Below are 23,200 nucleotides of genomic sequence, written 5' to 3' on the forward strand. Positions count from 1 at the left end.
ACTGGAATGGACGCCCATATCCTCGAACTCGACGGCGTGGTCGGCGGCTATGGCGCCATGACCATCCTGAACGGCACGACCTTCAAAATCCGGCGCGCCGCCATCACCACGGTGATCGGCCCCAACGGCGCCGGCAAGTCGACCGTGTTCAAGGCGATCTTCGGCCTGCTCAAGGTCCGTGAGGGCCATATCCGGTTGGACGGCACCGAGATCACCCACTGGAACCAGCGCAAGCTGCTGGAGGCCGGCATCTGCTATGTGCCGCAGGGACGCAACATCTTCCCGGAGCTCTCCGTGCGCCACAATATCGAGCTCGGCGCCGTCGCGGCAGGCTCGCGCATCACCGATATGCCGAAGCGGCTCGAAGCCGCGCTCGATCGCTTTCCGGCGCTGCGCCGCAAGGCCGACCAGCAGGCGTCCACCCTCTCGGGCGGCGAGCAGAAGCAGCTGGAGATCGTGCGCGGACTTCTGCTCGACCCCAAGCTCGTGCTGATCGACGAACCCTCGATCGGGCTTTCGCCGATGATGGTGCAGGAGACCTTCGGCATCCTGCAGGACCTGCGCACGCGCGGCGTCACGATCCTGATGGTCGAGCAGAATGCGCGCTCGGCGCTGGAGATCTCCGATGAAGGGCTTGTGCTGGAGCTGGGCCAGACCAGGATGCAGGGACCAGCCGCCGACATCCTCGCCGATCCGCGCGTCGGCCAGCTCTTCCTCGGCGGCGCCATGACGGAGGCCGCATGAGCAAACCTCTCCAAATCGCGCTCGTCGGCGCCGGCCTGATCGGCCGCGCCCATCTCCTGCGCATCGAGGCCTCGGCGGAATGCGTGCTGGCCGCCATCTGCGACCCGACCGAGGCGGCGAAGGCGATCGCGGCCGAGCGGAATCTGCGTTGGTTCCCGTCGCAGCATGAGATGCTGGCTGCGATGAAGCCGGACGGCGCCATCATCGCGACGCCGAATGCGCTGCATGTTCCGGGCGCGATCGATTGCCTCGAGGCCGGCGTGCCGGTTCTGGTCGAGAAGCCGCTGGCCGAGAGCGTCGCTGCGGCGCAAAGGCTCGTCGATGCACAGGCGCGCACGGGTGTCGCCGTGCTCGCCGGTCATCACCGCCGTCACAACCCGATCGTCAAATCGGCGCGAAGGATCGTCAGCGAAGGCGGCATCGGCCGGCTTGTTGCCGTCAATGCGCTGTTCCTCATCAAGAAGCCGGACGACTATTTCGACGTCGCCTGGCGGCGCGAGCCGGGCGGTGGGCCGGTGCTGATCAACCTGATCCACGACATCGACAATCTCCGCTTCATCTGCGGCGAGATCGAGAGCGTGCAGGCCATCACCTCCAACGCGACACGCGGCTTTGCCGTCGAGGACAGCGCCGCCCTGATCTTCCGCTTCAGCAATGGCGCGCTCGGCACCGCAACCGTCTCGGACGCAACGCCCTCGCCCTGGAGCTGGGAGCTCAGCTCCGGCGAAAACAAGGCCTATCCGCAGCGCGAGGGCCATTGCTACCTGATCGCCGGCAGCGAAGGCTCGCTGGCCTTGCCCAAGCTCGATTTCTGGCACTACCAGGACAAGGCCGGCTGGTGGGAGCCGCTCCAGCACGAGAACCGCGGCGTCGCGCCAGTCGAGCCGCTGGCCGAGCAGCTCCGGCATTTCTGCGCCGTCATTCGCGGGAGCGAAGCACCGCTGACCGGCGCAGCCGATGCCGCCCGAACGCTGGCCGTCGTCGAGGCCGTTGCGGAGGCGGCCCGAACCGGCGCAACCGTCAAGCCCGCTCCGCTCAGGGCTCTGTCCGGGACAGACGCAGCATGAAACCGACCTCGATCGCCACCGTCTCGCTCAGCGGCGATCTTGCCGAGAAACTGCAAGCCATTGCGGCGGCCGGTTTCGATGCAGTCGAGGTTTTCGAGAACGACTTCCTGACCTTCGACGGCAGCCCGCGCGATGTCGGCCGGATGATCGCCGATCTCGGCCTGGGCATTGCCGCCTTCCAGCCCTTCCGCGATTTCGAGGGCATGCCGGAGCCGCAGCGCGCTCGCGCCTTCGCTCGGGCCGAGCGCAAATTCGCGATCATGAACGAGCTCGGCGCCGAGCTGATGCTGATCTGCTCCAATGTCTCGCCGCAGGCCGAGGGCGGCATCGACCGTGCGGCGGCCGATCTGCGCGAGCTCGGTGCGCTGGCGGAGAAGCATGGCGTCAAGGTCGGGTTCGAGGCGCTGGCCTGGGGCCGACATATCAATGACTACCGTGACGCCTGGGAGATCGTGCGCCGGGCCGACCATCCGCGCATCGGCCTGATCCTCGACTCGTTCCACACGCTTGCGCGGCGCTCGCCCCTGGGGCCGATCACGACGATCCCCGGAGATCGGATCTTCCTGGTCCAGCTCGCCGATGCGCCTGCGCTGGACATGGATGTGCTGAGCTGGAGCCGGCATTTCCGCTGTTTCCCCGGACAGGGCGATCTGCCGGTCGCGGATTTCGTCAGGGCCGTCGAGGCGACGGGCTATTCCGGGCCGCTCTCGCTCGAGGTCTTCAACGATCAGTTTCGCGCCGGTTCGGCCCGGCGGCTTGCGAGCGACGGCATACGCTCCCTCATCCAGCTCGCCGACCAGGTGGCGCCGGAGCTGCCGCCGCGCGCGCGCTGCCTCGCCGTTGAGTTCATCGAGTTCGCGCTCGACGAGGAGACCGCCCACAGCCTGGCGGAACTCTTCGCCGCACTCGGCTTCCGGCAGACCGGGCACCATGTCAGCAAGGCGGTGACCCGCTGGAGCCAGGGCGCCATCAATCTCGTGCTCAACACCGAGAAGGACGGTTTTGCCCAGTCGCATGCGATCATGCACGGCCCCGGCGTCTGCGCGATCGGGCTGCGGGTGGCGGATGTGGCGCAGGCCATGGCGCGGGCAAAGCAGCTCAGGATCGCAGCCTTTGAGCAGCCGGTTGCACCCGGCGAGATGCATATTCCGGCGATCCGCGGCGTCGGCGGCGCGCTGTTCTACTTCACCGAGCCCAAGGGCGAACTCGGCCATGTCTGGGAAAAGGAGTTCATCGCAGCCGCAGATGCGTCAGCGCCCTCTCCCGCCCTCCTGGCCAGCGTCGACCACATCTCGCAGTCGATGGACTACGAGGAGATGCTGTCCTGGCTGCTGTTCTATACCTCGCTCTTCGCATTGGAGCGCATCCAGCAGACCGACGTCGCCGATCCCGCCGGACTGGTCTCGAGCCGGCCGATCATCAGCGGTGACGGTGCGGTCCGTTTCGTGCTCAACGGTTCGCAGTCGACGCGGACGCTCTCCTCACGCTTCGTTTCCGAGCATTTCGGCTCGGGCGTGCAGCATATCGCCTTCAGCGCGCCCGACATCTTTGCCGCGGTCACGGCGATGCGGGCCGCAGGATTGTCCTTCCTCGACATCCCCGAGAACTACTACGACGACCTGGAAGCCAGGCATGGGCTTGAGCCCGCCTTCATCGACAGGCTGCGCGAGCACCACATTCTCTACGACCGCGACGGCGAGGCCGAGTTCCTGCAGGTCTACACCCATGTCTTCGCCCAGCGCTTCTTCTTCGAGATCGTCGAGCGCCGCGGCGGCTATTCCGGTTTTGGCGCGGTCAATGCGCCGATGCGCCTTGCCGCCCAGGCCCGCGAGGCACGCCCGGTGACGGTGCCCCGCCCCCTGCGGGACTGAAGGGCCCGGCCGCAAGGGAAGGCCGGAGCCTGCGCGAAGGCCGAAGCATTCGTGCAGACCCCGGCCCCGGTGAGGCGCCGCAGCGGGGAGGAGCACCGCAGCGCAGCTCACTCACCCACGCAGCATGTCCATCGGTGCGGCGAAATAACGGTAGCCATCGCCTGCCTTGGCCAGATTACCGAAACCCGGCCACGCAAAGTGATAGGACATGACGGGTGTCTTGTTGGCCGCCAGCATGCCGAGCAGCTTCACGCGCGACTGCGCGGCCTGCTTTGGGTCGCTGTCATAGGCGAATTCCATCAGCGGCTTCTCGAGCAGCAGCACCGCGTGGTGGGTCAGATCGCCGAGGAACGCGAAGGTCTTTCCGCCTGAGGACACCATGAAGATGTGGTGCCCGGCGGTGTGCCCCGGCGCCGCGATGGCCTGGATGCCCGGCAGGAACTCCTGCCCATCCCTGAAGAAGACGATGCGATCGCGCACCGGCAGAAGATTGGCGCGCGCGTGTTCGACGAAGGCCTTGAGAGGCGAGCCGAGCTTGCCCTCGTCCGTCCAGAAATCGAAATCGATCTGGCTGATATAAATCTGCGCATTGGGGAAATTGGCCTTGCCGTCTGCCGTACAGATGCCGCCGATATGGTCGATATGGGCGTGGCTGCAGACGATGGCGTCGATATCCGCGGGCTTGATGCCGGCTTCCTGCAGGCTCTTCTGCAGACGCCCGGTCGTCGGACCGAAGGCCTTCGAGAAGCCCATGCCGGTGTCGAACATCACCAGCCGGTCGCCGAAATTCACCACCGGGACATTCTGCTCGAGGACGACATTGTCCTTCGGCAGGAAATTCGTCTCCAGCATCCTGTAGACTTCGTCCTTCGACACGCCGACGAAGTTGGTGCCGGGGTCCCCGAGCGGCAGCGGCCCGTCGGAGATGACCGTCACCTCGGACGAGCCAAGCATGAAACGGTAGAAATAGGGCGCCTGATTGTTGGAGAGCGGCGCCTTGGCGAAGGACGTGGCGCCCATCGGCAGTGTCGCCCCCGCAGCCAGCGCGGCAGCGCCGCCTAGAAAACCGCGGCGGCTGGCAAGGCTCGGCAAGATCAGATCCCTGGACATGGCATTCCTCCTGAACGTGACCATCCGGCGTCTGGCGCCGGTTGCTGCTGGGCGTTCCGGATGAGGCGTCCTTGAAGAAAGCCTCCAGCCCACGCCACACCGGGAGGATGCACGTGCCGTTGCGTGACGGCCAATAAGGCTTCGCTCTGGCGCGCATAACCGAAAGCTTGGGCGCCCCCGGCGAGAGTGTTTCAGGGACTGCACGACAAGGCGCTGATTTCATGGAACTTCGCTGCGCATCGCGGCGCGGCTTGGCCGTTGCATCGCCCTGCCAGCTCTGGCCTTCGCGCGCCGCGGACGCTACCACCATGCGGCGCTCATTCATGGGTCGCCGGGAGAGATGAAGCCGCGATGGATCTGCGCCAGCTCCGCTATTTCACCGCGATCGTCGAACAGGGCTCGTTCTCGAAGGCTGCGACCAAGCTGCGCGTTGCCCAGCCGGCGCTCAGCCAGCATCTGCGCCATATGGAAGACGAGCTCGGCGTGCCGCTCCTGCATCGCGGCACGCGCGGTGTCATTCCGACCGAAGCGGGCGAGCGCCTGCTGGCGCGGGCCCGCTCCATCCTCGCTGAATTCGCAGAGCTGCGCGACAGCGTGCGCGGCGTTTCAGCCGCGCCGGGCGGCGAGGTCCGCATCGGCCTGCCAGGCACCGTCAGCGAACAGTTCAGCGTGCCGCTCATCGAGGCGGCGCGGGAGCGCTACCCAGCCGTGCGCATCCGCATCGCCGAGGCGATGAGCGGCTTCGTGCTCGACTGGCTGCGCCGTGGCGAGGTCGACCTGGCCGTGATCTACTCGACCTCCGACCCCAAGGGGCTCGGCATCCACCATGTCCTGACCGAAGAGCTCTGCCTGTTCGGAGCGCCATCGCTGAATGCTGTCGCGGCACCAGCCGGCGGCACCGTCAGCCTGACCGAGGCCGCCGGGCTCGATCTCATCCTTCCAGGCCAGGGGCACGGGCTGCGCGACCAGATCGACGAGGCCGCGCTTGGCGTCCACGCCACGATCAACCCGGCGATCGAGATCGAATCCTACTCGCAGATCAAGCGGCTGGCGGAGCGCGGGCTGGGCTACGGCATCCTGCCCCGCATGGCGGTCAGCGCTCAGGCGAGGGCCGGCATCTTCCAGACCTGGGGGATCGACCGGCCTGCCCTCCATCGCAAGGTCTATCTCGCCTACTCGACCGAGCGCCCGATGCCGGCTGCGGCGCGCGCCATCGGCCAGCTCTCCTGGGAGATCCTGCGCGGGCTTGTGGCCGACGAAACCTGGACGGCGACGCTGGGGGAGGACGGTGATCGCCCGGCCTTATACGGCTGATCGCGATTTCCTCTTTGACAGGGGTCGCATCGCGCCCGACCTTCACACCGGCCATAGAACTCAGCCTGCCCGAGGAAACGCCCGTGAAGATCCGCGCCGCCGTCCTGAATGCCAGCCCCGTCGCCGCGCCCTATGCACGCTCCAGGCCGCTTGCGATCGAGGAGATCGAGCTCGCGCCACCCGGCCCGGGCGAGGTCCTGGTCCGCGTGCGGGCCGCCGGGCTCTGCCATTCCGACCTCTCGGTGATCGACGGCAACCGGCCGCGCCCAGTGCCGATGGTGCTCGGCCATGAGGCGGCCGGCGAGGTCGTCGAGCCCGGCCCCGGCGTGCAGGACCTGAAGGCGGGCGACCGCGTCATCATGGTCTTCGTGCCGTCCTGCGGCCACTGCGCGCCCTGCAGCGAGGGCCGCCCTGCCCTGTGCGAGCCCGGCAATGCGGCCAATGGCGCAGGCGAGCTGCTCGGCAGCGGGCGCAGGCTCTCGGCCAATGGCCGGGCGGTGAACCATCATGTCGGCGTCTCGGCCTTTGCCGAACATGCGGTGATCTCGCGCTACTCCCTGGTGAAGATCGAGGCCGATATCCCGCACGAGATCGCGGCGCTGTTCGGCTGCGCGGTGCTGACCGGGGTCGGCGCCGCCGTGAATACGGCGAAGATCCGCGCCGGCGAGACAGTCGCCGTCGTCGGCCTTGGCGGCGTCGGGCTGAGCGCGCTGCTGGGGGCAGTCGCCTGCGGCGCGTCCCGCGTGATCGCGGTCGACCTCTCCGAGGACAAGCTCCGGATCGCCCGCGAGCTTGGCGCGACCGACACGTTCAATGCCGGCGATCCCGGCGTCGTCGAGGCGATCCGGGCGGCGACCAAGGGCGGCGTCGACCACGGGCTGGAGATGGCCGGCTCGGTCAAGGCACTCGACCTCGCCTATCAGATCACCCGGCGCGGCGGCACGACGACCACGGCTGGCCTCGCAAACCCGGCCCACACGCTCGCGCTCGCTCCGGTCAAGCTGGTCGGCGAGGAGCGGACCCTGAAGGGATCCTATGTCGGGAGCTGCATCCCCGGCCGCGACATCCCGCGCTTCATCGACCTCTACCAGCGCGGCAAGCTGCCGGTCGACAAGCTGTTGACCAGCACGAGCAGTCTCGACGAGATCAACGAGGGTTTTGACGCGCTGGCCGAGGGCCGCACGATCCGCCATGTGATCCTGATGTAGGCATCCACCTCGAGGCTCATGCTTTGGGGGGCGCCGACGCGCGCCGCGCCAGCGCGGCAGCGAGCGTCGCCCCAAGCATCAGGGCGGCAGCCGCCACTGCCAGCGCCGCGAACCCGGCATGATCGTAGAGCGGCCCAAATGCGGCCGTGCCGGCGAAAAGCGAAAGATAGGTCACGCCGCTGTTGAGGCCCATGATCGCCCCGCGCCGGGTCGGATCGAGCGAGCCGAGGCTGACGATCAGCGCGTTCAACGCCACGTGATTGGCCAGCCCCCAGACGAAGGCGATGCCGAACAGGCCGTAGCGCGTGCTGGATGCCGCGGCCATCGCAAGGTAGATGGCGCCGACCGCCAGAAAGAGCGCCGGCAGCAGCCGACCGGGACCGAAACGGTCGATCAGCCGGTCCAGAAAGGCCGCCGCGCCGAAGCCAAGGCCATAGCTGAGCGCCAGAAGGCCATTGGCGCCGAGCGGCAGGCCGAGGCCTCGGTGCAGGTGATCGCCGATATAGGCATAGACACCGTAGAACGAGATCATGAAGGCGACGCAAGCCACGAGCCGTGGCGCAATGCCCGGCACTTGCAGCGCCGAGAGGGGCGACTGCACCGAGGCCGAGCGCCGCGGAGCAAGCGCCATCGGCCCGGCCGCCGCAGCGAAGGACAGAAGCGTCGCGACGAAGACAGCGGCATAGACGACGCGCCAGCCCGCTGCATCGGCGAGGACAGCGGAGAGCGACACGCCTGCCACCATGCTCAAGGTCCAACCGGAGAGGACGACGCCGAGCGTATCGCTCTCCCGGCCTGGCGGTGCCGCGACCGCAGCCAGCGTATAGATCGCGGGCAAGGCGAGCCCCGCGGCGATCCCGGCGACGAACTGCGCGCCGACGAAGATGGCGAGCCCCGGCGCGGCAGCGCAGCCGGCGAGCGCAAGTGCAAAGAGCAGCAATGCACCCCGCAACGTCCGGCCGGCTCCGAAACGGTCGATCGCCCCGGCCAGGAACAGGGCGCTCGCGGCGGTGCCGATCCCGAACACGGCCGAGGCCGACATCACGGCGGGTACCGACACCATGAAGCTCTCCGCGACACGCGGCGCGATCGGCCCCAGAGCCAAAGAGTTCGCGCCGACAATGCCGATGCACAGGCATAAGACGTAGGCCGCGAGCGGAATGCGTGCCGGATGATCGGTTGCAGGCAGGCCAATTTGATCAAGGTTCGACATTCCTTCAGAATGACCGAACAGAATTCGGCTTCAACCCATGAGGGGCGAATGAACGAAAAAACAGATGCCATTCGGCGTGGCAGGGCAGAAGGGCGCGATCTCGATGCCATGGACCGAAAGCTGTTAGGCGTTCTCGTCGAGGACGCGACGACGAGCTACGCGGAATTGGGCGAGCGCGTCGGTCTCTCTCCGCCGGCAGCGCATGAGCGGGTGAAGCGGCTGCGCCGGTCCGGCGCGATCCGGCGGGTCGCGGCGCTGATCGAACCGGAGGCCACGGGCAAGACGCTTCTCGCCTTCGTTCATGTCGACACCACCGGCTGGGGCAAGACGACAGCGCTTCTGGCAATCGAGTCCCATCCGGAAGTGGAGGAAATCCACTCCGTCGCGGGCGATACCTGCATGCTGTTGAAGGTACGGACCGAGAGCACGCATGCGCTGGAAGGTCTGCTCGCCCGGCTCTACGACACGCCAGGCGTGAAGGCGACGCGCAGCTATGTCGTGCTGTCGACCTATCTGGAACGCCCCGTCCAGCCAGGCGTCACCCGGGAGTGGCCGAACCGCGTCAAGCACGCCTGAGGGGAGGATGACGGCGCGGCGGCAAGGCGCGAAGAACCCCGTTCCTGGAAGGAGAGGAGAGAGGGACGAGGTGTCCGCCGCTTCGAGGCGGAGCCTGCCCCTCGTGTTGAAACGCCTGCGCAATAGCGCGAGGCGGGATTCGGCGCGACCTGCCCCCCTCTCCCCTTGCGGGAGAGGGTTGGGGTGAGGGGTCGCGCGACGTTGGAAGGTTTGAGGCTTGCGGGGCAATAACCGGCAAGGACGCCGCGCCCCCTCATCCGGCCCTTCGGGCCACCTTCTCCCGCAAGGGGAGAAGGTGGGGCGCGAGTCCCCTCCCTATCACTATCGGAGAGGATTTTTGGCGAGGTTCCGGCGCTTCACCGTGAAAGAGTCAGCCGTGCTTGTGGACGATCGTCTTAGTCACCGCGAACTCTTCCAGCGCCATGAAGCCCTTCTCGCGGCCATGACCGCTCTTGCCGGTGCCGCCGAAGGGCAGCTCGATGCCGCCGCCGGCACCATAGCCGTTGATGAAGACCTGTCCGGCGCGCACGCTCTTGGCGACGCGCTGCTGGCGCCCGCCATTGCCGGTCCAGATGCCGGCCACGAGGCCATAGGCGGTCGCATTGGCAAGGCGGATGGCGTCGCTCTCGTCCTCGAACGGGAACGCCGAGAGCACCGGCCCGAAGACCTCCTCCTGCTCCAGGCGGTTGCCGCGAGGCACCGGGCCGAACAGGGTCGGCGTGACGTAGAAGCCGCCATTCGGCACGCCCTGCGCGATCTGCCCTTCGGCGAGGACCGGGATGCCCTGCTCGCGGGCCTGGTCGATGAAGCTCTGCACCCGGCCCTGCTGCCTGGCGTTGATCACCGGCCCGCAATCGAGATCCATCTCCGGCGTTCCGGCACGCAGCGTGGAGAACTGCCTGGCAACCGCGCCGACGAATGCGTCATAGGCGTTCTTCTGGACCAGCACGCGGCTGCCGGCGGAGCAGGTCTGCCCGGTATTCTGCACGATGGCCTTGCAGACGATCGGGACCGCCGCGTCGAAATCGGCATCATCGAAGACGATCTGCGGGGATTTGCCCCCGAGTTCCAGCGTGCAGCCGATCAGGTTCTCGGCGCAGGCCTTCTGCACCATCTTGCCGACCTCGGGCGAGCCGGTGAAGGACATGAAGCCGATGCCGGGATGGGCCGAGAGCGCAGCGCCCGCCTCATGGCCGCGCCCGGTGACGATATTGATCGCGCCATCGGGAAAGCCAACCTCGGAGGCGAGGACGGCCAGCCTGAGCGCCGTCTGGCAGGCCTCCTCGGCGGGCTTGAGCACCACCGCATTGCCCATGGCGAGTGACGCCGTCAGCGAGCGGCCAAACATCTGCGCCGGATAGTTCCAGGGCAGGATATGGCCGGTGACGCCATGCGGCTCGTGCACGACGCTGACGCTGTACCCGTTCATGAAGGGGATGACATGGCCATGCACCTTGTCCGCCGCGCCGCCATAGAATTCGAAATAGCGGGCCGTCGCCTCGATATCGGCCCTGGCCTGCGCCATCGGCTTGCCGGTATCCTCAGCCTCGATCCTGGCCAGCTCGTCGAAATGGTCCTGCACCTTGATCGCAAGCTTCGCGATCAGCCGGCCCCGCTCGGCCGCCGTCAGCTTACCCCAGGCACCCTCATAGGCGGCTTGTGCCGCCTTCACCGCATCGTCGATATCGTCGGCCGTGCCGCAGGCGATGCGGGTGAATTCCTCGCCGGTCGCAGGCGCGAGCACCGCCATGGTTTCGCCGGTGCGGCCGGCAACATGGCGGCCATTGATGAAATGCTGCGTCATAGAGTGTCCTTCCGAAGTCAGTGCAGGCCTGCGGCTTCCAGCGAACTCGCCGCCAGACCGCCGGCAATCTCGGTCACCTCGCCGCGCTCGATCGCATAGCTGCGTTCGGCGAAGGTCCGGAGCAGGCTGGGATTGGATTCGGTGATGAGCAAGGCGATGTCGGGATGGCTGTCGCGCAGGGCGCGCAAGGCAGCGGCATAACGATTGGCAAGCACGGGGGCGAGCCCCTGGAACGGCTCATCCAGCAGAATGATGCGCGTGCCGACCATCAGCGCGCGCGCCAGCGCAGCCATCTTGCCCTGCCCGCCGGAGAGGCCGGCGGCCGGCCGGTGGCGCAGATCTGCGAGTTCCGGCAGCACCTGGTAGACACCCTCCAGCCGCCTGGCGATCTCGGCCTCGCGCACCTTCATCACCTCGGCCGGCAGGCGGATATTCTCCTCGATGGTGAAGGTCGAGAACAGGCGGCGGTCTTCCGGGGCGTAGCCGATGCCGAGGCGCGGGCGCTCATGCGGCTTGACCTGCAGCAACGGCCTGCCGTCGAAGGAGATCTCGCCTGCCGTCACCTTCATGAAGCCCATGACGGCCCGCAGCAGGCTGGTCTTGCCCGCGCCATTGCGGCCGATCAGCGCCACCGTCGCGCCCTCGGCCAGGGACAGATCGACCTTGCGCAGCACCTGCACGCCCTCGATCTCGGCAGTCAGGCCCTTGATCTCCAGCATGATCAGACTCCCACGCCGATGACGGTCTCGCGGACCTCGGGATGGTTCAGGATCTCGTCGGGCGTCCCCTCATGGGCGATGCGCCCGCCGGCCCAGACCGCGACGCGGCTGGCGTAGCGCGCGACCACATCCATGTCGTGCTCGACGAAGATGGCGGTGGTGGCGCGGGCATCGAGGGCGCGGGTGAGCGTATCCATGACCTGGAACTTCTCATGGCTGGAAACGCCGCTGGTCGGCTCGTCCATGAAGATCAGCTTCGGCTCGAGCGCGAGCGCGACTGCGATGTCGATGAGCTTGCGCATGCCCTCGGGCAGCTCGCGCACGATGCGGCGGCCGGCATCCTTCAGCCCGACGATGTCGAGCAGCGCCCACATCTCCTCGGTCTTCGGATGACGGTCGAGCCTGAGGAAGGGCGACCATGTTCCCTCCCGGGCGCTGAGCGCGAGCAAAAGGTTCTCGATCACCGTATTCTCGAGGAAGAGCTGCGGGATCTGGAAGGAGCGGCCGACCCCGAGCCGCGTGATGGCGCGCGGCGAGAGCGCCGTGATGTCGCTGCCCCCGAAGAACACCCGCCCCGCCTGCGGCTTGAGATAGCCGGTGCAGAGATTGATGAAGGTGGTCTTGCCGGCGCCGTTGGGGCCGATGATCGCGATCCGCTCATTGGCGTGGACCTTGAGGCTCGCGCCATTCGCGGCCTGCACCCCGCCGAAGCGCAGTTCGAGGTCCCGGGCTTCGAGGATGAGTGCGCTCATTGGCCCGTCCCCGCCGGCTTGCGGCCGGTCATCAGGCCATGGAGCCCGTTCGGCGCGAAGAAGATGATGACGAGAAGCATCACGCCGAGCACCGCATGCCAGGTCTCGGGCGCATAGACCGCCGCATAGCCCCGAATGATCTGGAACATCAACGCCCCGAGGAAGGGGCCGACGACGCCGCCGACCCCACCCAGGATGGCGATGAAGACGAACTCGCCCGAACGGACCCAATAGGCCAGTTCCGGCGTGACATGGCCGGAGACGAGCGCAATGACCGCCCCGCCGAGCCCCGCCAGCAGGCCCGACAGCACATAGGCGCCGAAGAGCACCTTGCGGCTGGAGACGCCGAGATATTCGAGCCGCGTCTCGTTCGACTTGATCGCCTCCAGCGCCTTGCCGCCGGGCGAAAGGAGGTAGCGTGCGACACCGAGCGCCGCGAGAACCGCCAGGCCCAGCGTGATGTAGAAGATCCAGAGCTCGAACTCGGCACGCTCGAGGCTGATGCCGGCGAGCGTGGGGCGCGGGACGCGCTTGCCGTCGGCACCGCCCGTGATCGAGAACAGCTTCTCCAGCAGCGAGAAGAACACCATCGAGATGGCGAGGTTCAGCATGCCGAAGAAGATCGCCCGGTAGCGCACGACGAAGAGCCCGACCAGGGCCGCGAGCAGCCCGGAGGCGGCGGTTGCGACCGGCACGAGGATCAGCACCTCATGGCCGAAGCGCGCCGCCGCCATGAAGGCGACGACATAGGCGCTGAAGGCGAAATAGAGCCCATGGCCGAAGGAGACCTGCCCGGCCCGCAGCAGCACGAGGATGCCGAGCGCCGCCAGCCCCTCGCAAACCGCGACGGTGAGGATGACCGTCGACCAGGGCGAGAGCAGCGGGAAGATGATGAGCGCCGCGAGCAGGCCCGCGCCGATGATGAGCTGGCGGGCCATCACACCTTCCTCGTCTGTACGGTGGTGAACAGGCCCTCGGGCTTGATCAGCAGCACCGCGACCATGATCAGATAGGGGATCAGCACGTCGAATTCGGGCGCGAAATAGACGGCGACCGAGCGGCCGAGCCCGATCAGCAAGGCCGCGACCGCCGCGCCCTCGATGCGACCGAGCCCGGCGGTGGCCGCCACGGCGAAGGAGAGCACGATCATGCCCGAGCCGATTCCGGGGGTGAGCGAGGTCGTGGCCGAGGAGAGTGCGCCGCCAAGCGCGGCAAGCGAGGCGCCGATGATGAAGGTGATCAGGTAGACCCGCGTCGCGTCGATCCCCATCGCGGTTGCCGCCTCGCGGTCCTGCGTCACCGCTACGATGGCGCGCCCAAAGGCTGTGCGGCGCAGGAAGAGGCGCAAGCCCACCAGCACGAGAAGCGCCACGGTCGGGATCAGGATGAGCTGGTACTGGGTGTAGAAGATGCCGAAGACCTCAATGGTGCCGAGCCAGTTCATCGGCGCATTGGCGAAATAGGGCTGCACCCCGAAGACGACCTTCTGCGCATCCTCGAGGATCATGAAGACGGCGAAGGTGACGAGGAGCTGCAGCACCTCCTCCTTGCCGTAGATCCGCCGGAGCAGCAGGGTTTCGACCAGCCCGCCGACGATGACGCCGACCAGCACAGCTGCGACGATGAAGAAGGGAAAGGCTAGCCAGGGCGGCAAGCCCATGCCGGTCAAGGCGAGCACACCGGCGGCCGCGACATAGGCGCCGATCGCATAGAAGCTGCCATGCGCCACGTTGAGCACGCCGAGCACGCCGAAGATCAGCGACAGGCCCACCGCGACCAGGAAGATCAGCGAGCCGTAGGCGAGGCCGTCGAGCGCGGCGAGAAGGAGCATTTCAGGAGGCATGAACCCGCTTTTCGTGCTTAGGCCCAGAGGTGAAGCGTCATCTCGGCTGCGGCGAAGCGCAAGGCCGGGATCGATGATGGCTTCCGGGCCGCCCGCAAGGACGGCCACGATTTGAAGGGGTGAACGGGCTGATCCGGCTCGAACCGGGACAGCCCGCCATCCGCCTCATTTCGCGTAGTCGAAGGTCTCGATCGACTTGTCGGTCACCAGCTCCGGCTTGACCTTGGCGAACCATTCCAGCGACTTCTCGCCGAGCGGCGTCGTCACCAGCTTGCCGGGATAGAGCGCCATCTTGTCGTAGACCGCGAAGGGATAGTCCGGCACACGCTTGGTGGTGCCGAGCAACTGGTCCTCGAGCCCCTGATGGTCCGAGCGGATCGAGATCGTCCCGGTCAGGCTCTTGAACTCGAGCCCTTCGAAGGCCGCGATCACCTGCTCCTTGCTCGGCCATTTTCCGCCCGTGGCCTGGCCCGCCTTCTCATAGGCCTTGGCGAGCCCGATCACGGCCTGCGCCATGTGGAAGGTCGGATAGATCGGGTAGACGCCGGTCTTGTCCTTGTACTTCTTCACGAAGGACAGCATCTCCGGCGAGTTCTTGTGCTTGGGGTGGAGCCAGTAATGGTCGCCGCGCCCGCCGATGATCACGCCCTCGGGCAGGACGTTGCCGAGGCGCTCCAGCGAGCTCTCCGCGAGAGGCAGCACGAAGGTCGACTGCTTCAGCAGGCCGCGCGCCGCCGCCTGCTGGACGAAGGTGTCGAGATCGCCGCCCCAGGAGGTCGAGAGCACGACATCGGGCCGCAGGGCGGAGAGGCGCGTGATCTCGGTCGAGAAGTCGGGAGCACCGAATTTCGGGAAGAGCTCGGCCACGACCTTCACATCCGGCTTCAGCGCCTTCAGCCCGGCCTGGAACAGGGCCCAGGATTCACGCCCCCAGGCATAGTCCTGGTTGACCACCGCAATCGTCTTGAAGTCCGGCTTGGCCTTCATCAGGTAGAGCAGGGTCGACATCATCTCGGCGCCGGCATGGGCCTGGGTGCGCACCGAGTATTTCCACTTGCCCTCCTCGAAGATGGTCTGCGTGCCGCAATCCCACATCACGTTGACGACCTTGAGATCCTCTGCGACGGGGGCAAGCGCATTGCAGCTGCCGCTCGAAATCGCGCCGAACATCACCTGCGCGCCCTGCTCCTGCGCGACGCGGCGGTATTCCGAGAGGAGTTGGTTCGTGCCCGCGCCCTCGTCGACATAGACCGGCTTCACCGGCACGCCCAGAACGCCGCCCTTGGCGTTGAGCTCCTCGATCAAGAGATCGGCCGCGTTCTTTCCCGGCACGCCGAAGACGGAGGCCGGGCCGGAGAGGAAGGTCGCGATGCCGACCACGAGTTCCTTCGGCTTGTCCTGCGCCAGCGCCGGCGCGCCGAGCATCGCAGCAGCGGCAAGCGCCGCCGCCCATTTCATCCTCACCATGGTGCGTCTCCCTCATTGCGCTGGGGCGCGCTCTTGCGGCGGCGCGTCTCCCGGGGCCGAAAGGGGCGCATAGGCGAAAGAGGCCGACAAGAAGAATAAAGCGATGAAGGCCATAGCGATTTTCTATAGTCCGTCCGCCGGACGCGCTCTGTTCGCCGCGCTATGGATGCCATCGCAAAACTCTATTTGACTTGCGTGGCTCGAAAGGTCCGTTTCGCCCGCAGGACAAGACCAACTGGCTCAACGTGATGACGCATGCTCTCGAAGGAATCCTGGTCGTGGCGCTGGAACAGGCCGTCGCCGTGCCGGTGGCGACCTGCCGGCTGGCCGATGCGGGGGCGCGCGTCATCAAGCTCGAACGGGCGGAGGGCGACTTCTCGCGCGGCTATGACGACTACGCCAATGGCCTGTCCTCCTATTTCGTCTGGATCAACCGCGGCAAAGAATCCTGCCGCGTCGACCTGAAGCAGCCCGACGACCTCGCCATGGTCGAGGCGATGCTGGCCAAGGCCGATGTCTTCATCCAGAATCTCGCTCCCGGCGCGACCGGCCGCCTCGGCATCGGCAGCGCCGAGCTGCGCAAGCGCCACCCGCGCCTGATCACCTGCGACGTCTCGGGCTATGCGCCCGGCACGCCGCATTACACCCGCAAGGCCTATGATTTGCTGATCCAGGCGGAGGCCGGCCTGTCCTCGATCACCGGCAACGAAAGCTCCGGGCCGACGCGGATCGGCGTCTCCATCGCCGATATCGCCACCGGGAATGCCGCCTACGCCGCGATTCTCGAGGCTCTGCTCCGGCGTGCCCGCACCGGCGAAGGCTCGCAGATCGCGCTCTCGCTGTTCGACACCATCGCCGACCTGATGAACGTGCCCTATCTGACCCGCCGCTATGGCGGGATCGAGCCGCCCCGCCTCGGCCTCGCCCATCCCTCCATCGCACCCTATGGCGTCTTCGAGCTCGCCGATGGCAATGTGCTTCTGGCAGTGCAGAGCGAGCGCGAATGGCAGGTCCTGGCGCGCGAGGTGCTTCGGGACGAGGCCCTGGCCAATGATCCGCGTTTCGCCAGCAATGTCCTGCGCGTCCGGGAACGGGCAGCCCTCGATGCCGCGATCCAGGCTATCCTGATCGCAAGGCCCTTTGCAGCGGTCACCGCAGCCCTCGATCAGGCCGCGATCGCCTATGGCACGGTCTCGAGCGTCGGCGACCTGATCACCCATCCGGCCGCGACGACGCTGACGGTCGAGACGCCGGCGGGCTCGATCGAGGTTTTGGCCCCTCCCGCCATCGTCGACGGGAAGCGCGCGGAGATGCGGCGCGTGCCGGAGCTCGGCGAGCATGAAGCCGCTCTGCGCGCCGAATTCGCCGTGACGGCCGCCGCCCAATCCGCCTGAGACAAGCAGCACGCCATGCAAGACCTAGATCACACCGAGATCCGCGACGCCGTCGCAAAACTCTGCGCCGATTTCCCCGGCGAATACTGGCGCAAGCTCGACCGCGAGATGGCCTATCCCGCCGAGTTCGTCACCGCGCTGACCGAAAGCGGCTTCCTCTCAGCGCTGATCCCGGAGGAATATGGTGGGGCCGGCCTGCCGCTCTCGGCCGCGACCGTGATCATGGAGGAAATCCAGCGGCAGGGCTGCAATGGCGGCGCCTGCCACGCCCAGATGTACATCATGGGCACGCTGCTCCGGCATGGTTCGGCCGAACAGAAGCGCAACTATCTCCCCAGGATCGCGTCCGGCGCCCTGCGGCTGCAGGCCTTTGGCGTCACCGAGCCGACGAGCGGCACCGACACCACATCGCTGCGCACCTTCGCCCGGCGCGAGGGCGACCACTATGTCGTCAACGGGCAGAAGATCTGGACGAGCCGGGCAGCACAGTCCGACCTGATGCTGCTTCTGGCGCGTACGACACCGCGCGAGCAGGTCGCCAAGCGCACCGATGGGCTCTCGGTCTTCATCCTCGACATGCGCGAAGCGCTGAAAGCCGGCCTCACCATCCGGCCGATCCGCACGATGATGAACCATGCCACGACCGAGGTGTTCTTCGACAATGTCCGCGTGCCTGCCGAGAACCTGATCGGCGAGGAGGGCAAGGGCTTTCGCTACATCCTGTCCGGCATGAATGCCGAGCGCATCCTGATCGCCGCCGAATGCGTCGGCGATGCGAAATGGTTCATCGAGAAAGCCTCGAACTATGCCAGGGAGCGGCAGGTCTTCGGCCGGCCGATCGGCCAGAACCAGGGGGTCCAGTTCCCGATCGCGAAGGCCTACGCCAACATGCGCGCCGCCGAGCTGATGGTGCGCGAGGCAGTGCGGCTTTACGAGCAGGGCAAGGATTGCGGGGCCGAAGCGAATATGGCGAAGATGCTGGCGGCCGACGCCTCGTTCGAGGCGGCCAATGCCTGCGTGCAGACGCATGGCGGCTTCGGCTTTGCCGAGGAATACGACATCGAGCGCAAGTTCAGGGAGACACGGCTCTACCAGGTCGCGCCGATCTCGACGAACCTGATCCTGTCCTATCTCGCCGAACATGTGTTGGGCATGCCGAGGTCCTACTGAGATGAGCATCGATCTTGACGCCCTCAAGCGCTGGACCGGCAGGACCGAAGCAGCCACCGACCTGGTCACACCGCGTCTGGTGCGGAGCTTCGAGGCGACCTTCGCGCCGCATCTGGCGCCCTATGCCGAGGGCGAGGCGCCGCTTGCCCTGCACTGGTGCCTGGCCCCGCCGATCGCAGCGATGGGCGCAATCGGCACCGATGGCCATGCGGCGAAGGGCGAATTCCTGCCGCCCGTGCCGCTGCCGCGCCGGATGTGGGCTGGCGGAACGATCGAGACCCTTGCGCCGCTGCGCACGGGCGACGAGGTCACGCGCCGCTCGGCGATCGGCGACATCTCCTACAAGCAGGGTCGCACGGGGCCGCTCTGCTTCGTCGCCGTCGACCACGAACTCGTTACGCCGCGCGGCATCGCGCTTCGCGAGCGCCACAACATCGTCTACCGCGAGGCCGCAAGGCCGGGCGCGCCGGCCTCCCCCGCGCCGGCACCGGAGGACCCGCGACCGGCCGATCTGGTCTGGCAGGTCGCGAGTTCACCGGTCTTCCTGTTCCGCTACTCCGCGATCACCTTCAACAGCCATCGCATCCATTACGACTATCCCTATGTGACGGGTGAGGAAGGCTATGACGGCCTCGTCGTCCATGGGCCGATCCAGGCGACGCTGCTGCTCAACATCATCGCCACGCTGTCGGGCGGCGAACCGATCAAGCTGGATTACCGCGGCATCGCGCCACTGATCGCAGGCGACGACTTCCTGGTGAAGGCCAGGCGCCTGCCCGATGGCGGCATCGCGGCATGGACCGAAGGGTCCGATGGCCGGGTGCGCATGGAAGGCATCAGCCGCGCTGCGTAGCGGTCAGGCCGGGGGAATGAAGGGCTGCGCGATCGCCTGAAAGACCGGCAGCGCTTCCAGCCTTGCGGCCTCGTCGGCAAGTGTCGGGTAGTCGCTGGGCGAGGCCATACCGGGATGGGCCTCCATCAGGAAGCGCCAGGCAACCGCAAGCGCGATATCGGCGTGCCCGACACGCCCGGCGAACGCACCGCTTGCACTGTGCTGGCTGCGCTCTGTCTCCAGGACGGACAGCGCCGCGAGGATCTGGGCACGGCAGCGCTCGGCCCAGACCTGCGACACCTCCCGATGCAGCTTCAACTCGTAGAACAGGCTGACGGCCTTCTCGGCGAAGCCCATCGCCAGACCGGCCGTGCGCACCGCCCGGTGCCGGGCCGGTTCCGTGACCGGGAACAGTCGGCGCTCGGCGGCGACGAGACCGTCGAGATAGTCGAGGATGCCGTGGCTTTCGACCAGCGCGAGACCGTCATCCAGCACGAGCGTCGGCACGCGCGTCAGCGGGTTGTAGGGCCGGATCTTCTCGGCATCGCCGAAGACCGACCAGGGCCGATGCTCGAAGGGCAGTCCGTACAGCCTCAATGCGATGCCGACGCGCCGCACGAAGGGGGAATCATACTGGCCGATCAGGATCATGCGCGCGCCTCCTGTCGAAGCCTGCCATCGGCCGACGCGTCCAGGCAAGCAAGGCGGAAGAGCTGCAAGCAGCCCCGCATCTTTGGCGTGCCATGCGACCGGCACGATGCTCGCCCAAGCTGCGTTTGGACGAAATCATCCAAACGCAGGAAACGCGATCGACTCTAATAGTTTAGAGCATGCTTTATGCGAAAAACCGTTGCCACTTTTTCGCAGCATGCTCTAGCCTCGCGACATTCAGAACAGATATCCAGAGGCTGGGTCCGATGTTACGCGCAACCGAATTCAGCCGCCGTGAAACCCTGAAGGCCGGAGCAGCCATGGCCGCCGCAGCGACGCTGCCTTCCGGCCTCGCCGCCCAGAGCCCCGTGAAGCTCAAGTTGCGCGTGCTGGAGACCACCGATCTCCATGTCAACGTCGTGCCCTACGACTATTTTCGGGATGCCGCCGACGACACCGTCGGCCTCGCCAAGACGGCGAGCCTGATCAAGCTGGCGCAGGCGGAGGCCAGGAACAGCATCCTGTTCGACAATGGCGACTTCCTGCAGGGCTCCTCGCTCGGCGATTTCATCGCCTACAAGAAGGGGCTGAAGCCCGGCGAGATGCACCCGATGCTCGCTGCCATGAACGCCCTGCCCTATGCCTGCGGTACGCTCGGCAATCACGAGTTCAATTACGGCCTCCCGTTCCTCGAGACCGGCCTCGCCAAGGCGGAATTCCCGCTGGTCTGCGCCAATGTCACGCGCCCCGAAGGCACACCGCTGATCGACCCCTGGATCATGCTCGACCAGAGCTTCGAGGACGAGGCCGGCCAGAAGCAGCTGCTCAAGATCGGGGTGATCGGCTTCGTGCCGCCGCAGATCATGCAGTGGGACAAGGGCAATCTCGACGGCAAGCTGGTCGCGACCGACATCGTCGATGCCGCCCGCAAGCACCTGCCCGACCTGCTCAGGGCCGGCCCCGACCTCGTCGTCGCGCTCTGTCATTCCGGCATCGCAGGCGGCGTTCGCAAGGGCATGGAGGAGAATGCGGCGCTGCATCTCGCCAGGCTCGACGGCATCGACGTGATCCTGACCGGCCACCAGCACCTCGTCTTCCCCGGCGGCAAGGCCTTTGACGGCATCGAGGGTGTCGACAACAAGCTGGGCTCTCTGCATGGCAAGCCCGCCTGCCAACCCGGCTTCTGGGGTTCGCATCTCGGACTGATCGATCTCGAACTGGAAAAGCGCGACGGGCGCTGGAAAGTTGCCGGCTTCAAGGTCGAGCCGCGCCCGATCTTCGAGCGCACGCCGGACCGCAAGATCGTGTCGAAGGCGGCCACCGAACAATCGGTGCTCGCAACCGTGAAGGCCGATCACGAGGCGACGCTGATCTATATGCGCGAGCCGGTCGGCACGACGGCAAGCCCGATCAACAGCTATTTCGCGCTTGTCGCCGACGATCCCTCGGTCCAGATCGTGGCTGAGGCCCAGACCGCCTATGTGGAAGGCCTGATGGCGCAGACGCAGTGGAAGGGGCTGCCCGTGCTCTCTGCGGCCGCGCCCTTCAAGTCCGGCGGGCGCGCGGGGCCGAGCTTCTACACCGATATCCCGGCCGGCCCGATCGCGATCAAGAACGTCGCCGACATCTACCTGTACCCGAACTCGGTGCAGGTGGTGAAGGTCACCGGCGCCGAGGTCCGCGAATGGCTGGAGCGCTCGGCCGGCATTTTCAACCGCATTGACCCGGCCAAGACCGAGGAGCAGCCGCTGATCGACCCGGGCTTCCCTCCCTTCAATTTCGATGTGATCGACGGCGTGACCTATCGGATCGATGTGACACAGCCCTCGCGCTATGACGGCAATGGCGCACTGGTCGCGCGCGACGCCCACCGCATCGTCGACCTCGCCTATGCCGGCAAGCCGATCGACGACCAGGCCGAGTTCATCATCGCGACCAATAACTACCGCGCCTCCGGCGGCGGGAACTTTCCCGGCACCAGGACAACCGTGGTGCTGGAGGCGCCCGATCTCAACCGCGACGTGATCATACGCTACATCATCGAGAAGAAGACGATCGAACCCAAGGCCGATGGCAACTGGTCGCTGGTAGCACTGCCGGCCGGCGTGAACGTCACCTTCCTGACTTCGCCAACTGCAGCCAGAAAACTGCCAGCTGATTTGAAGGCGCAACCGGCCGGCGATGGTGGTGACGGATTCGTGAAGTACCGCCTTCTGTAAGATAACCTTACGACATCACGCACAGCAAGCAGTCGTTAATACAGAGAGCAAGCTGTCGGTAAATCACCTTACCTTCCCAAACCTCAGTTTAGACGAATTCTAATGACTGTCATCTTCGTTGACAGCGATATTTTTGATGCCAATACGTATTCGCGCGACATCAACTGTCGCGCCGATAGATTTCAACCCAGAGACGCGCCATGGCTTTCTCCTTCCGACATCTGGCGTCCGCCCTGATGCTGGGCATCCTCTCGTCCGGGGTTTCGAGCTTTGCGCTCGCCCAGGCGGCGCCGGCCCCCAGCCCCGAGGGAATCGTCGTCTACAACGCCCAGCATGAGAGCCTGACGCGCGCCTGGTCAGACGCCTTCACCAAGGAAACCGGGATCAAGGTGACGCTCCGCAAGGGCAGCGATACCGAACTCGGCAACCAGATCGTCCAGGAAGGCGCGGCCTCGCCGGCCGATGTCTTCATCACCGAGAACTCGCCCGCGATGGTGCTGGTCGACAATGCCGGCCTGTTCGCCCCACTCTCGCCCGCCACGCTGGACCTCGTCCCCGAGGCGCTGCGTCCGGCCAATGGAAAATGGCTCGGCGTTGCGGCCCGCTCGACCGTCTTCGCCTATGACAAGACGAAGCTGAGCGAGGACAAGCTGCCGAAGTCGATCATGGATCTGGCCTCGCCGGCCTGGAAGGATCGCTGGGGCGCCTCGCCGTCCGGCGCCGATTTCCAGGCGATCGTGGGCGCCATGCTCGTCCTCAAGGGCGAGGCGGAGACTGCGACCTGGCTCACGGCGATGAAGGCAGGCTCCAAGCCCTATCGCGGCAACAGCGTCGCGATGAAGGCCGTGAATACGGGCGAAGTCGAAGGCGCCGTGATCTACCACTATTACTTCTTCGGCGATCAGGCGAAGACCGCCGAGAACAGCGGCAATGTCGCACTGCACTATTTCCGGCATCAGGATCCGGGCGCCTTCGTCAGCGTCTCCGGCGCCGGCGTGCTGGCGTCCAGCAAGCACAAGCCGGAGGCCGAGGCCTTCGTGAAATGGGTCGCCGGCAAGGGTGGCCAGGACATCCTGAGGACCGGGGATTCCTTTGAGTATGCCGTTTCCAAGGGCGCGGAATCCCACCCCAAGCTCGTGCCCCTGCCGCAGCTCGAAGCGCCGAAGGTCGAACCGTCCAAGCTTGACAGCAAGGCGGTCACCGAACTCATGACCAAGGCCGGGCTGCTCTGACAGCCCTCTGCCGG

At 66.5% G+C, this 23,200-nt stretch carries 20 protein-coding genes; 11 read left to right on the top strand and 9 right to left on the bottom strand.

The window, feature by feature from the left end; all coding sequences use genetic code 11:
• Positions 1-6: 6 nt before the first annotated feature.
• From AB4099_RS13080 to AB4099_RS13090, 3 genes are read left to right on the top strand one after another with little or no spacing between them, the layout of a single operon-like run.
• The gene (locus AB4099_RS13080) at positions 7-744 is read left to right on the top strand and encodes an ABC transporter ATP-binding protein (RefSeq protein ID WP_441478392.1); all 738 of its coding nucleotides are present in this window, start codon (positions 7-9) and stop codon (positions 742-744) included.
• Positions 741-1,811, top strand: a complete 1,071-nt coding sequence (locus AB4099_RS13085) for a Gfo/Idh/MocA family protein (protein ID WP_441478393.1) — start codon at positions 741-743, stop codon at positions 1,809-1,811. Before AB4099_RS13080 ends, AB4099_RS13085 begins: the two co-directional genes overlap by 4 nt.
• Positions 1,808-3,682, top strand: coding sequence for a bifunctional sugar phosphate isomerase/epimerase/4-hydroxyphenylpyruvate dioxygenase family protein (locus tag AB4099_RS13090; RefSeq protein ID WP_441478394.1), 1,875 nt, complete (start codon positions 1,808-1,810; stop codon positions 3,680-3,682). Before AB4099_RS13085 ends, AB4099_RS13090 begins: the two co-directional genes overlap by 4 nt.
• Positions 3,683-3,793: 111 nt before the next feature.
• On the opposite strand, the gene AB4099_RS13095 is transcribed toward AB4099_RS13090, so the two are convergent.
• Positions 3,794-4,792: an MBL fold metallo-hydrolase gene (locus AB4099_RS13095; protein ID WP_113510806.1), complete on the bottom strand. Its 999-nt coding sequence runs from the start codon at positions 4,790-4,792 to the stop codon at positions 3,794-3,796.
• Positions 4,793-5,143: 351 nt separating this feature from the next.
• On the opposite strand from AB4099_RS13095, the gene AB4099_RS13100 reads away from it, so the two are divergent.
• Both AB4099_RS13100 and AB4099_RS13105 read left to right on the top strand, forming a co-directional pair.
• The gene (locus AB4099_RS13100; protein WP_113510805.1) at positions 5,144-6,106 is read left to right on the top strand and encodes a LysR family transcriptional regulator; all 963 of its coding nucleotides are present in this window, start codon (positions 5,144-5,146) and stop codon (positions 6,104-6,106) included.
• Between the two features lie 83 nt (positions 6,107-6,189).
• Positions 6,190-7,314 carry a zinc-dependent alcohol dehydrogenase family protein gene (locus tag AB4099_RS13105; RefSeq protein ID WP_441478395.1) on the top strand — a complete coding sequence of 375 codons (1,125 nt, stop codon included), beginning with the start codon at positions 6,190-6,192 and terminating at the stop codon, positions 7,312-7,314.
• Between the two features lie 16 nt (positions 7,315-7,330).
• Here the strand turns inward: AB4099_RS13105 and AB4099_RS13110 are convergent, their stop codons facing one another.
• The gene (locus AB4099_RS13110) at positions 7,331-8,527 is read right to left on the bottom strand and encodes an MFS transporter (RefSeq protein WP_441478396.1); all 1,197 of its coding nucleotides are present in this window, start codon (positions 8,525-8,527) and stop codon (positions 7,331-7,333) included.
• Positions 8,528-8,575: 48 nt separating this feature from the next.
• Between AB4099_RS13110 and AB4099_RS13115 the strand changes: the two genes are divergently transcribed.
• Positions 8,576-9,103 carry an Lrp/AsnC family transcriptional regulator gene (locus tag AB4099_RS13115; protein ID WP_113510802.1) on the top strand — a complete coding sequence of 176 codons (528 nt, stop codon included), beginning with the start codon at positions 8,576-8,578 and terminating at the stop codon, positions 9,101-9,103.
• Between the two features lie 370 nt (positions 9,104-9,473).
• Here the strand turns inward: AB4099_RS13115 and AB4099_RS13120 are convergent, their stop codons facing one another.
• The 6 genes from AB4099_RS13120 to AB4099_RS13145 all read right to left on the bottom strand — a co-directional run bounded on the left by AB4099_RS13120 (position 9,474) and on the right by AB4099_RS13145 (position 15,688).
• Complete coding sequence (locus AB4099_RS13120; RefSeq protein WP_441478397.1) at positions 9,474-10,907, bottom strand: aldehyde dehydrogenase family protein; 1,434 nt, start codon at positions 10,905-10,907, stop codon at positions 9,474-9,476.
• A gap of 17 nt (positions 10,908-10,924) precedes the next feature.
• A complete protein-coding gene (locus AB4099_RS13125) occupies positions 10,925-11,626 on the bottom strand; it encodes an ABC transporter ATP-binding protein (protein ID WP_441478398.1) in 702 nt (233 codons plus the stop codon).
• A gap of 2 nt (positions 11,627-11,628) precedes the next feature.
• Entirely contained in the window at positions 11,629-12,378 is a 750-nt protein-coding gene (locus AB4099_RS13130; protein WP_441478399.1) for an ABC transporter ATP-binding protein, read from the bottom strand.
• A complete protein-coding gene (locus AB4099_RS13135) occupies positions 12,375-13,316 on the bottom strand; it encodes a branched-chain amino acid ABC transporter permease (protein ID WP_441478400.1) in 942 nt (313 codons plus the stop codon). The genes AB4099_RS13130 and AB4099_RS13135 overlap by 4 nt, the downstream gene beginning before the upstream one ends.
• Positions 13,316-14,221, bottom strand: a complete 906-nt coding sequence (locus AB4099_RS13140; protein WP_441478401.1) for a branched-chain amino acid ABC transporter permease — start codon at positions 14,219-14,221, stop codon at positions 13,316-13,318. The genes AB4099_RS13135 and AB4099_RS13140 overlap by 1 nt, the downstream gene beginning before the upstream one ends.
• 165 nt (positions 14,222-14,386) lie before the next feature.
• Positions 14,387-15,688, bottom strand: a complete 1,302-nt coding sequence (locus AB4099_RS13145; protein ID WP_441478402.1) for an ABC transporter substrate-binding protein — start codon at positions 15,686-15,688, stop codon at positions 14,387-14,389.
• Positions 15,689-15,936: 248 nt separating this feature from the next.
• Here AB4099_RS13145 and AB4099_RS13150 point away from each other — a divergent pair, with 248 nt between their 5' ends.
• Genes AB4099_RS13150 through AB4099_RS13160 form a run of 3 tightly spaced genes read left to right on the top strand, consistent with a single transcriptional unit; the run spans position 15,937 to position 19,105 of the window.
• Positions 15,937-17,082, top strand: a complete 1,146-nt coding sequence (locus tag AB4099_RS13150; RefSeq protein ID WP_441478403.1) for a CaiB/BaiF CoA transferase family protein — start codon at positions 15,937-15,939, stop codon at positions 17,080-17,082.
• Positions 17,083-17,097: 15 nt separating this feature from the next.
• A complete protein-coding gene (locus AB4099_RS13155) occupies positions 17,098-18,252 on the top strand; it encodes an acyl-CoA dehydrogenase family protein (RefSeq protein ID WP_441478404.1) in 1,155 nt (384 codons plus the stop codon).
• A gap of 1 nt (position 18,253) precedes the next feature.
• Entirely contained in the window at positions 18,254-19,105 is an 852-nt protein-coding gene (locus AB4099_RS13160; RefSeq protein WP_441478405.1) for an HTD2 family dehydratase, read from the top strand.
• Between the two features lie 3 nt (positions 19,106-19,108).
• Here AB4099_RS13160 and AB4099_RS13165 read toward each other — a convergent pair whose 3' ends face one another.
• Complete coding sequence (locus tag AB4099_RS13165; RefSeq protein ID WP_441478406.1) at positions 19,109-19,735, bottom strand: glutathione S-transferase family protein; 627 nt, start codon at positions 19,733-19,735, stop codon at positions 19,109-19,111.
• Between the two features lie 266 nt (positions 19,736-20,001).
• Here AB4099_RS13165 and AB4099_RS13170 point away from each other — a divergent pair, with 266 nt between their 5' ends.
• Both AB4099_RS13170 and AB4099_RS13175 read left to right on the top strand, forming a co-directional pair.
• The gene (locus AB4099_RS13170; RefSeq protein ID WP_441478407.1) at positions 20,002-21,954 is read left to right on the top strand and encodes a bifunctional 2',3'-cyclic-nucleotide 2'-phosphodiesterase/3'-nucleotidase; all 1,953 of its coding nucleotides are present in this window, start codon (positions 20,002-20,004) and stop codon (positions 21,952-21,954) included.
• 236 nt (positions 21,955-22,190) lie between these two features.
• The gene (locus tag AB4099_RS13175; RefSeq protein ID WP_441478465.1) at positions 22,191-23,186 is read left to right on the top strand and encodes an iron ABC transporter substrate-binding protein; all 996 of its coding nucleotides are present in this window, start codon (positions 22,191-22,193) and stop codon (positions 23,184-23,186) included.
• The last annotated feature ends 14 nt before the right edge of the window (positions 23,187-23,200 follow it).

This window comes from Allobosea sp. 2KB_26 (assembly GCF_052115715.1).
GTDB lineage: Bacteria > Pseudomonadota > Alphaproteobacteria > Rhizobiales > Beijerinckiaceae > Allobosea.